Raw genomic sequence first — 10,719 nt, 5'->3', positions numbered from 1 at the left:
CTGACCTAAGAATAGACACATTTCGTTCTTCAGGGGCTGGAGGACAGCATGTTAATAAAACAGAGTCAGCTGTTAGGATAACACACTTACCAACTAATATAACAACTCAGTGTCAAAGCAGTAGATCTCAACATAGGAATAAAGAATATGCGTTAAAGCAGTTGAAGTCTAAGCTATATCAGTTTGAACTCTCTAAAAAGACTATTGAAAAGAAAACCATTGAGGCCTCTAAGTTTAGTATTAGTTGGGGTAATCAAATTAGATCATATATTTTAGATAGTTCACTTGTTAAAGACCTTCGTACAGATTTAGAAACACGAGATGTTCAGTCAGTATTAAATGGTAATATAGATATGTTTATTATAGAAACTCTTAGGTATGGTTTATAAGGAGCGTTATATGGATATGTTTATTATAGAACCTCTTAGGTATGGTTCATCTATACAATATAGAATATCAAAAGCCTTTATTGATAGTGAGTATTATAGACGTAAATATAAGTTGTTAAGCTTGTGTTCTATAAAAGCTTCTACTATATATCCAAATAGCTTTCGCAGAAATACCATAGCTAATAGAATACGTTTAAGCTATTCTAATAAACCCAAAGAGCTTTTAACTATATTAAATCTTAACATAGCAACTGCTGGTAGAATAACTAATATACGCAGCTTTGGTAAACTATCTTTTCTGACTCTACAAGATACGGGTGGTTATATACAGCTATACATATCTTGTGACACCTGTTCTACATATAAAGAACAAGCTAACCTATTAGAATTAGGAGATATAGTTGGTGCTTGTGGTAAGCTATTTAAAACAAAAGCAGGAGAGCTATCTATATGTTGCTATGATATACGTCTATTAACTAAACCTGTTAGGCCTTTACCTAATAAATATCATGGACTAATAAATAAAGAACTATGTTATCGACAACGGTATTTAGACTTAGTTTATAATGAAAGAGCTCGATATATATTTAAAGCTAGAACACATATTATATCAGAACTACGAAGCTATATGTTGAGCAATAGCTATATTGAAGTAGAAACTCCTATGATGCACTTAATACCAGGAGGTGCCCTTGCACGACCATTCATCACTCATCATAATACTTTGAATATTGATATGTATTTACGGGTAGCACCTGAACTATATATGAAACGCTTGGTAGTAGGTGGTTTTGAAAAGATATTTGAAATTAACCGTAGCTTTCGAAACGAAGGACTTTCAGCTTACCATAATCCTGAGTTTACTATGATGGAACTATATATGGCTTATGCTAACTATATTGTACTTATGGAGTTAGTTGAAGACCTATTTAAATACATTACTAAAAGCATATTAGGTAGAAATACTATTAACTATGGTAATATTGTATTAGCTATTAGTAAAGCCTTTATTAAGATACCAATGTTAGAATCAATATGTAGCTTTTGTTCATCCATAACCTATGCTGATCTAACTGATATTAAGCTAACTAAAGATATTGCTAGCTCTTTAGATATTAAGCTAGAAAAGGAATGGGGTTTAGGTAAGGTTCAAACACATATATTTAAAAGAGTTGTGGAAAGCATGTTGAAACAGACTACCTTTATTATTAACTACCCTTCTGAAGTATCTCCTCTTGCGCGTCGTTTAGATAGAAATCCTTTTTTAAGTGAACGTTTTGAAGTGTTTATAAATGGTAAAGAAGTTGGTAATGGGTTTTCGGAGCTGAATGACTCAAGTGAACAATCATTAGCTTTTATAAACCAATTAAAAGAAAAAGAACCTAATGATAGGTTAGGCTTATATGAAGCTGACTATATTAAGTCTTTAGAATACGGACTACCACCAACTGCTGGATTAGGTATTGGTATAGATCGGTTAGTTATGGTTTTAGCTAATGCCAGTAATATACGAGATGTTATATTGTTTCCAACTATGCGGACTTTAAAAGCGATTCAATAAAGAACCGTATTAAGTGCTTGTTATTATGTTAGCTGGAATACCAACAGCTGTTTTACGGGTTGGGATTGAATGTAATACTACTGAACCAGCTCCTAGCTTTACTTTATTATCTATCTTTATATTACCTAATACTGATGTTCCAGCTCCAATAGTTACTTCTTCATTTATTTTAGGATGTCTGTTACCTTTTAGTTTACCAGAACCTCCTAATGTTACCTGCTGTAAAATAGAGATACCTTTCTTTAATACTGATGTTTCACCTATTACAACCCCAGTTGCATGATCAAATACTGTCCCATTATAAATATATGCAGCTGGGTGAATATCTATGTTTAGAACTACTGATATCTTATTTTGGATATAGGTAGATAAGAGCTGTTTATTTCGATTCCAAAAGCAGCTGTATATACGATATACTACTATAGCGTGGAATCCTTTTAAATATAGCATTGGCATGATATACTTATTTATTATTGGATCTTTTAGGAATACCATATAGATATCTTGAATAGCAAATGGTTCTAGCTTTGGAATATACATATGTATATTATATAGCGTTCTTATAGTTATAGCTTTTATTATAGGATTGTCTTTTAGATTCTTTGTTAAGCTATACAATAATGAGCTGTTAAATGCTTTATGTCCTATAAATCTATTGTAGAGGGGCTTTTTTAGTATAGACTCATAGCCTGTTAATAGCTTAGCTTCTAACTTAATAGTATTCCATATTAGCTTTATCTTTTTACCATACATACACGCTTTCTTGAATACATAATGGGAGAAATGTCTGGGGGCTTCTAGCTTAATGTTATTATTAATCTTCAAGATACCTACTGTCGGTGAGAGAGGATTTGAACCTCCGACCCACTGGTCCCAAACCAGTTACGCTACCAAGCTGCGCTACTCACCGGCTTAACCGTATATTGCGAAGAAAGGGACTCGAACCCTTATAGATTAAGATACTAGCTTCTGAGACTAGTGCGTTTACCAGTTTCGCCACCTTCGCTTATAGGATTGGAGGTGACTGATGGGGGTTGAACCCACGACCACTGGATTCACAAGCCAGTATTCTAACCAACTGAACTACAGTCACCTTAAGAATGTTCTAATTGAAGAACAGCTGTTTGTTGATTAGTAAGCTAATGTAAGCCACATTCTCTTTTTATACCATAAAACCTTGTGGCTTCTTCTTTCATACCAACTTTATATACGCAAGTAGTATGAACATCTCCTAATGAAACATATCCTATATTCCATAATGGGTTATAGGTTATCTTATATTTCCTTAACAAAAAGAATAGGTCTCGTCCGTTTAAATCAATAATTGGTAGCAGCTTAAATATGTTGTTGTTAATAGTTAATGCTAATAACTTAAACCTACTATTAGACTGTTCATTACGTAAGCCAGCAATCCATGTTTTTATGTTATGCTTTTTTAGGATATAATTCATTGGGTTAACCTTATTTAGTTTATTATAAAGGATAATGCCTTCTTTCCCTTTAGACCATAGCTTTCCGTATTTTAGCTCTTGCCATTTACTAGAGATATTAGAGCGGTTTATATATGTATTTAGGTTTAGTTTAAGGGTTAGCTTTTCAATATGTCTATATGTTTCTCTAAATAGGTATCCAGTATCTATTACTATTATATAAACACCTGGTATTTGGTAAGTTATTAGTTTTAGGATAGCAGCTGATTGTATACCAAAACTAGAAGAAAGGATGGCTTTTTGAGGTAGTGTTTCAAATGACCATCTTACTCTTTTTAATGTTGTTAAGTCTTTTAGCTGTTTATTTAGAGATAATGCTATTCTTTTTATTAGGTCTTTATTAAGGTAAAGAAAGCTATGTTTTAGTTCTACCATAGAGCTATATACTATAAAAGTCTTTAGATGAGTTTATAACAGGTCTTATTAGTTTTGTTCTTATGATAAAGCTCCCAAATGGTTCATTAGGTCTTTTATTGTTAACCCAGCTTTTAGAGGCTTTGCTTATAGCTTTTAAGATATCTTTTTCATTAGCATTTTCTATATAGAGCTTTGGAATACGTGTTCCTTCATAGTTCCCTCCTAGATAAACATTATACTTCCCAATGGATTTACCTACTAAACATATTTCAGAAAGCATACTTCTACTACATCCATTAGGACATCCAGATATTCTTAATATGATAGAATCCTTATGTACATTATTATGAAGCATAATCTTTTCTAGCTTGTTAAGAAATGGTACTAAGAACCTTTCAGCTTCTGCCATAGCTAAAGGACAGGTAGGAAATGAAACACAAGCCATTGCTTTTCTTTTATGTATAGACTCTTTTATGTTAATTAGCTTATAGGTTTTAATGATACTTTCTAGCTTAGGTTTAGAGACGGACCTAACATCAGTAATAACTATATTTTGGTTTGGTGTTATACAAAAGCTTTTATTATGTATTTTAGATATCTTTTCTAGACCAGTTTTTAGAAGCTTATCTTGATAATCAACAACACGTCCATTTTGAACGTATATATTTAAATACCAGCTTTTATCATTTCCTTTTAGCCACCCAATACTATCATTGCGTTTGTTAAAACTATAAGGATAGACATAGCTTAGGTTTAAGTTAGCTCTTTTTTCTATCTCTTTTCTAAATAAGCTAATACTAACTTTATCTAATGTATATCTTGTCCTTGCAGCTTTTCTATTAACTCTATTACCATAGTCGCGCTGAATAGTAATAATTGCTTCTGATACTTTTAATGTCTCGTTTAAGAAGATAAACCCTATTTCGTTAGCCTTTTTTGGATATGTTTGTTTATCATTATGAACAATAGATAAGCCACCTCCTACTATTATATTAAATCCTATTAACTTATTTAGCTTATTAACTGCAATAAAACCAATATCATTTGAATATATGTCTACGTCATTTACTGGTGGAATGGCTATTGCTATCTTAAACTTTCTAGGCAAGTAATTATTACCTAATATAGGTTCATCTTTTATTAGGGTTGTTTTCTTATCTTTTAACCATAGTTCTGCATATGCCTTGCTTTTAGGAAGTAAATGAGTTGCTATCTTTATTGACCAGCTCCAACAGTTAATATAGCTAATATGGGACTTAGGACTAAAAGAACATAATATGTTTCTATTTACATCTCCAGCAGTAGCAATAGAGTCTAGTTCTATTTTGTTTAATATCTTATGCATAGCTTTTATATTAGCTTTTAAAATACCATGAAGCTGAAACGTTTGTCTAGTTGTTAGTCTTATATTATTATACAATGTAGACTCAGTAGCAAGCTTATTTATTTTAAACCATTGATTTGCAGTTATTATGCCTCCAGGTAATCTACATCTTAACATTATAGTTACTAAAGGTTCTAGCTTTTGTTTTAAACGTTCTTTTCTAAGGTCTCTATCATCTTGTTGATACATACCATGAAACCTAATAAGTTGAGAGTTGTTATAGTTAAAGCCTCCTGTTATATTAGCTTCTATATCTTTTACTATAGACCCACGTAGTAAGCTGCTTTCTTTTTTCAGTAGTTCATTATTAGACATATTAGGCTTATTACTAATAAACATCTTTTTGGTATTGTTGGTTAGCTTTCATTATATTTAATATTATTATTGCCTTTATATATGATATGTTATTGTTTTCACATAAGACATTAATTATAGCAGCTTCTAACTCAAAAGCCATATAGTTAGCATTACCGCATATATAGATGGTTGTGGGTTCTTTTATCCAAAGCCATATATTATGTTCTTTTATTCTTATAAGGTCTTGTATATATGTTTTTATAGCTTGATCTCTAGACCATACTAGAGTTAGTTTACTTAAGATGTTAGCTTTTATATAGCTTTTCCATTCTGTTTGATATAAAAAGTCATTATTAAAGCTTGGGTTTCCAAAGAATAACCAACATCTTTTAAAGCTAGAGACTATCTTATTATGAAGTATAAAAGATCTGAATGGGGCAATACCAGTTCCAGAGCCAAACATGATTATTGGCATATGCTTGGGTTTGGGTATAGAAAAGCTGTTATTATTTTGAACAGCTACTTTAAGATTGGGTATATATGAAGCATATCTTATTAAGTAGTTACTAGTATTTCCTTTTCTTGTATAGCTATCTATATTGTATTCAATTAGGTTTACTGTTAAATGAACCTCTTTATTGGTGTCTAGCTGTGATGAAGCTATTGAATATAGTCTTGGCTTTAGTCTATTTAGAATAGCTATTAAGATGTTAGCATTTAGAGATAGCTTTATATATCTTAAGAAGTCTATAGTTGAGATATGTTTAATAGCATTTATTATAATGTTATTGCTTTTTAGTAGCATTTGTAGATGATCACATTTTGAACCTATAACAGCCTTTTCTATTACTATTAAGCTAGGTTGAGTAACTTCGAAATAGGATCTTATTAGGGTGTTAATAAGAACTTTATTCCTACTAATATATACATATTCATCTATACTAGTCCTTAAGTATTTAGATGCTTCTTTAACTAAAGGTTCTTCATTATTATTTAAAACACTTAAAGAAGCTCCTGGAATATAGGGTATGTCATTGTCAATATTAAGCTCTATATGGAAGGTCTTTTTTATTGAATAGTTACTAGTTATCTTTTTTATGGTTGATAAGCTAGCTAAATATAGAGTTCTTCTATTACATATATTAGAGCGGTTTACCTTAGAATTGGTTAGAGCTATATTATTAGTTGTATTAGCAGCTGTATTATATTCTTCTTTTAATAGCTTTATTAGCCTTTTCTTCCATAGTTCAAACACGTCTTTATAGTTAATATCAGCATCTATTCTTTTATATATTCTTTTACCCCCTAGTTCAGCTAGCCTATAGTCGAAGTCCTTTCCTATCTTAGAGAAGTGTTTATATGTGCTATCTCCTAAGCTAAAGACTGCATATTTTGTATTTATCAATAAAGGAGCTTTTATTGAAAATAGGTAGTTATATAGTTCAACTGCTTCTTCTGGAGGTTCTCCTTCTCCATATGTTGAAGTTATAACTATTAACAACCTTTCTTTGCTTATGTTTTTAAAGTCATAGTCACAAGCTTTATAGTTTATGGTTTTTATGCTTTCCCTAATAAAAGCATTATATAATAGGCTTGCTAGCTCGCGAGAGTTTCCAGTTTGAGAAGCAGATATTATTGTAGTTTCCATATTAAGCTATAAAGGGTTATTAACTATAATGACTATAATTATGACAGCTTATTCTTTATATAATAACTAACTATAAAAGCTTATTAACCACAATATATGACAGCTATAGTATATGGTATTCATGTGATAATGAACATATTAGAAAGAGCTCCCGATATGGTTGAATATGTTTCTATATTAGAAAGTAAAAAGCCTATCCATTTAAAGATGTTATTAAAGCTAAAAAGATACCATATAGGTTTTAATATAGTTAATAAGGACTGGTTTTATAAGCATATAAAAGCTAATGTTGTTCATCAAGGTATTGTTGCATATATTAGGTCTAATAGAAACCATAATAAAGATAGCTTTACTGAGTTGTTATATATGTATAGAAATAAGCTATTATTGTTAATACTTGATGGTATTGTTGACTCTCGTAATTTAGGTTCTTGTTTGAGAAGTGCTAATGCAGCTGGTGTTCACGGAGTTATTATAACACACCACAAGGCAGTTCATTTTAATGAAGTAGCTAAAAAAGCAGCTACCTTTTCTGTTAGTAAGAGCCCTATATATTATGTTAGTAGCTTATCTAAGGTAATATACATATTAAAGAAAGATAGAGTATATATAGTTGGAACATCAGATAAATCTAAGAGTAGTATATATAGTTTAAAGCTAGGTTTAGGTTCTATTGCTGTTATTATGGGAAGTGAAAGTAAAGGCATTCGTAAGCCCATATATAAAGCCTGTGATATAGTTGCTAGTATTCCAATGGTTGGGTCAGTGGCTTCTCTTAATGTCTCTGTTGCCACTGGAGTCTTTTTATTTGAGATATTACGACAGAGACTGTTAACTATATGGGAGATCAAAGAAAGATAGGTTCTATACCGGCTGTCTATAGTTCTTATTATATATACCAACTTCTAGAAATGGTTGTTAGCTTATTAATCCATACGGAGGAGTGGCCGAGTGGTTTAAGGCACTAGTCTTGAAAGCTAGCAATGTGAAAGCATTCTAGAGTTCGAATCTCTACTCCTCCAGCTATATATGGTTTAGTTAGGTTTAGTAGCTTAATATGTATTGGTTTTATTGGACTCTAAGCAACATAGACCATAGACCAGACTTTAACCCGAGACATGTGGAGGAATGCGGTATGCTTTTAGTATGTACGTCAGAGTGGTGTCAGAACTTCTTAGATATAATGCCTGAACTAACATCATCCAAACAGCATATAATCTCTTCTAGGAGTATAAAGGAATGCGCACCATATATTGCGGAGAGCTAAGGTCATTACATATTGGGAAAAGGATTACTATATGTGGATGGCTAAATAAGATAAGAAACCTTGGTAAGCTAATATTTTTAGAACTACGCGATATAAAAGGAATAGTTCAAGCATATATTGAGGTTGAAAATAAACCTATCTTTCTTAAGACATTAAAACTACATAATGAGCTTTGTATTCAATTAGACGGATTAGTTCGTGCTAGACCAATATCTCAAATAAATAATAGCATATCTACTGGGGATATAGAAGTATTAGCTATAGGTCTTTCTATATTAAATGAGTCTGACATACTACCTATTGATATATATAAGACTAATAATGAAGAACAAAGACTAAAGCATAGATATCTTGACTTACGTAGTAACTATATGTCGGATAACTTAATAAAACGTACTCATGTTATTAACTATATTAGAAAGCATATGAATCAAAAAGGCTTTTTAGATATTGAAACACCATATTTAAGTAAATACTCAACAGAGGGCTCTAGAGAATATATAATACCAAGTAGAACCCATAGAACCAAATATTATGTATTACCTCAGTCTCCTCAAGTATATAAACAGTTACTGATGGTTTCAGGGTATGATCGTTATTACCAAATAGTAAGATGCTTTCGAGATGAAGACTTAAGATCTGACCGACAACCAGAGTTTACTCAGTTAGATATTGAAACAGCTTTTATGAATGTCTATAAGCTACATGCTATATTAGAAGACCTAGTTAAAGACTTATGGTTAGAGTTTAAAGGCATTAAGCTAAATCACTTTTATAGAATGTCCTATAAAGAAGCTATATCTAGGTTTGGGACTGATAAGCCTGACTTAAGTAATCCTTTAGAATATGTTGATATTAAAGAACTTATTAGTAATGTAAACACAACAGCCGCAACATCCGCAAAAGACTATAAAGGAAAGATATTACACATACCTCATAATGTATTCCTAACAATAGATAAAGTTAATGAATATAAAGAGTATGTTGAAAAGATTAATAAACAAAGCTTTATATGGATAAAACTAACTAAACAGTCTTTTAATGAAGCTAATATAGAATCTAGCTTGGGTTTTGGTTCTCTTTTGATAAAAGCTATAAAGCATACAAATGCTAATATTGATGACTTTATATTTATTATATTCCTAACTAACCCCAGTGAACATAGCTTCTTAACTATATTAAAAGAAAAGATAGCAAAAGACTTACAGATACATATAAAAAGATGGTTTCCTGTTTGGATCACTGACTTCCCTTTATTTAGAAAAGCTGCTAATAATGAGTATATAGCTACACATCATCCATTTACAGCTCCAAAAAAGAACATAGACTTAACTAATGTTGACCCAATAGATATAGCTGCAAACTCATATGATTTGGTAATAAATGGATATGAAATAGGAAGTGGCTCTGTTCGAATCAATAGTTTTAATAACCAAAAGGCTGTTTTTAATATACTAAACCTTAGTAAGAAAGAACAGGAAGTATCCTATGGTTGTTTACTTAATGCTTTAAGATATGGAGCTCCTCCACACCTTGGGTTTGCTTTTGGGTTAGATAGGTTGTTAATGTTAATAGCTGGTTCAGAAAGTATTAAAGATGTAATAGCTTTCCCAAAAAGCAACTCTGGAACTGACTTAATGTTAAATGCTCCTAGTGAAATAGATAGAGCTTGTTATTAGAAGAGGAAGTATGTGAGGGAGTATGTGAGAATCTATTTGGTTTAATATACAGACGCTGCATATATTAGATATATATTTTAAAGCAGAGGAAAGTCCGGGTTTCATAGAGCAAGATGCCAGGTAACGCTGGGAGAGATTATCTACGAAAGCTGCAACAGAAACTATACCGCCTCTTAGGTAAGGGTGAAAGGTATGCTAAGAACATGCTATTATATTGGGAACAGCCTATATATGTAAGCTCCATCTGAAACAAAGCTAACTAAAAGTTCTAAAGGTATTGCTCGTATTGGGTTGGGTAGAATGCTTGAACTAATATGAGATTATTAGTCTAGATAAATGGATGTTTAATATACAGAACCCAGCTTATATTAGTTTCTTTTATATTGGTTAACCACAGGATAGGGATTCTTTAATGGGTTGGTTTCTATAGTGGAGTTAGGGTCAGTAGTAAACAGAAGAGGATGTTTGTGAGGGAGTATGTGTGGGAACTCTCAGTAGGAAAGGTATCCCGGAGAAGGTTGGGGTGGAAAGCAGTAGTATGTTCTGCTGTCAGTCTGTTCATTGTTTCGTTAGCTTCGTTAGCCTCATACATATACGATAGCCTCATCATACATACTTTAAGGCTGTTCTCCTAGACTATCAACCCT

9 protein-coding genes, 4 tRNA genes and 1 other RNA gene are annotated in these 10,719 nt (G+C 31.8%); 6 read left to right on the top strand and 8 right to left on the bottom strand.

What is annotated here, in order from left to right; genetic code table 11:
• Both TPPER_RS01260 and lysS read left to right on the top strand, forming a co-directional pair.
• Nucleotides 1–389: peptide chain release factor-like protein (locus tag TPPER_RS01260; protein ID WP_272896470.1), on the top strand; the 389-nt coding region annotated here is incomplete at its 5' end.
• A gap of 16 nt (nucleotides 390–405) precedes the next feature.
• Nucleotides 406–1,950: a lysine--tRNA ligase gene (gene lysS, locus TPPER_RS01255; protein ID WP_099336953.1), complete on the top strand. Its 1,545-nt coding sequence runs from the start codon at nucleotides 406–408 to the stop codon at nucleotides 1,948–1,950.
• Between the two features lie 9 nt (nucleotides 1,951–1,959).
• On the opposite strand, the gene TPPER_RS01250 is transcribed toward lysS, so the two are convergent.
• The 7 genes from TPPER_RS01250 to TPPER_RS01220 form a co-directional block, all read right to left on the bottom strand.
• Nucleotides 1,960–2,775, bottom strand: a complete 816-nt coding sequence (locus TPPER_RS01250) for a serine acetyltransferase domain-containing protein (protein ID WP_099336952.1) — start codon at nucleotides 2,773–2,775, stop codon at nucleotides 1,960–1,962.
• Between the two features lie 11 nt (nucleotides 2,776–2,786).
• Nucleotides 2,787–2,860, bottom strand: a tRNA-Pro gene (locus TPPER_RS01245).
• A gap of 14 nt (nucleotides 2,861–2,874) precedes the next feature.
• Nucleotides 2,875–2,956 (bottom strand) — tRNA-Leu (locus tag TPPER_RS01240).
• A gap of 9 nt (nucleotides 2,957–2,965) precedes the next feature.
• Nucleotides 2,966–3,044, bottom strand: a tRNA-His gene (locus tag TPPER_RS01235).
• Nucleotides 3,045–3,089: 45 nt separating this feature from the next.
• Nucleotides 3,090–3,815, bottom strand: coding sequence for a phosphoadenylyl-sulfate reductase (locus TPPER_RS01230; protein WP_099336951.1), 726 nt, complete (start codon nucleotides 3,813–3,815; stop codon nucleotides 3,090–3,092).
• Nucleotides 3,816–3,819: 4 nt separating this feature from the next.
• Complete coding sequence (locus tag TPPER_RS01225; protein ID WP_099336950.1) at nucleotides 3,820–5,520, bottom strand: NADPH-dependent assimilatory sulfite reductase hemoprotein subunit; 1,701 nt, start codon at nucleotides 5,518–5,520, stop codon at nucleotides 3,820–3,822.
• Nucleotides 5,510–7,126 carry a flavodoxin domain-containing protein gene (locus TPPER_RS01220; RefSeq protein ID WP_099336949.1) on the bottom strand — a complete coding sequence of 539 codons (1,617 nt, stop codon included), beginning with the start codon at nucleotides 7,124–7,126 and terminating at the stop codon, nucleotides 5,510–5,512. Before TPPER_RS01220 ends, TPPER_RS01225 begins: the two co-directional genes overlap by 11 nt.
• A 96-nt stretch (nucleotides 7,127–7,222) precedes the next feature.
• Between TPPER_RS01220 and rlmB the strand changes: the two genes are divergently transcribed.
• From rlmB to rnpB, 4 genes are all read left to right on the top strand, one after another.
• On the top strand, nucleotides 7,223–7,987 hold the full coding sequence (gene rlmB / locus TPPER_RS01215) for a 23S rRNA (guanosine(2251)-2'-O)-methyltransferase RlmB (RefSeq protein WP_099336948.1): 765 nt from the start codon (nucleotides 7,223–7,225) through the stop codon (nucleotides 7,985–7,987).
• A gap of 76 nt (nucleotides 7,988–8,063) precedes the next feature.
• A tRNA-Ser gene (locus TPPER_RS01210) sits at nucleotides 8,064–8,148 on the top strand.
• 217 nt (nucleotides 8,149–8,365) lie between these two features.
• Nucleotides 8,366–10,072, top strand: coding sequence for an aspartate--tRNA ligase (gene aspS, locus TPPER_RS01205; protein WP_099336947.1), 1,707 nt, complete (start codon nucleotides 8,366–8,368; stop codon nucleotides 10,070–10,072).
• 41 nt (nucleotides 10,073–10,113) lie between these two features.
• Nucleotides 10,114–10,448, top strand: an RNA gene (rnpB, locus tag TPPER_RS01200) — RNase P RNA component class A.
• Between the two features lie 48 nt (nucleotides 10,449–10,496).
• On the opposite strand, the gene TPPER_RS01335 is transcribed toward rnpB, so the two are convergent.
• Nucleotides 10,497–10,664 (bottom strand): hypothetical protein, encoded by a 168-nt coding sequence (locus TPPER_RS01335; protein ID WP_186787042.1) that lies wholly within the window; start codon nucleotides 10,662–10,664, stop codon nucleotides 10,497–10,499.
• Nucleotides 10,665–10,719: the final 55 nt, after the last annotated feature.

Origin of the sequence: Candidatus Tremblayella phenacoccinincola (genome assembly GCF_002682985.1) — a bacterium.
Lineage (GTDB): Bacteria > Pseudomonadota > Gammaproteobacteria > Burkholderiales > Burkholderiaceae > Tremblaya > Tremblaya phenacola_C.
Note: the sequence above shows the minus strand (reverse complement) of the source record. Positions and strands in the feature narration are given on the sequence as shown.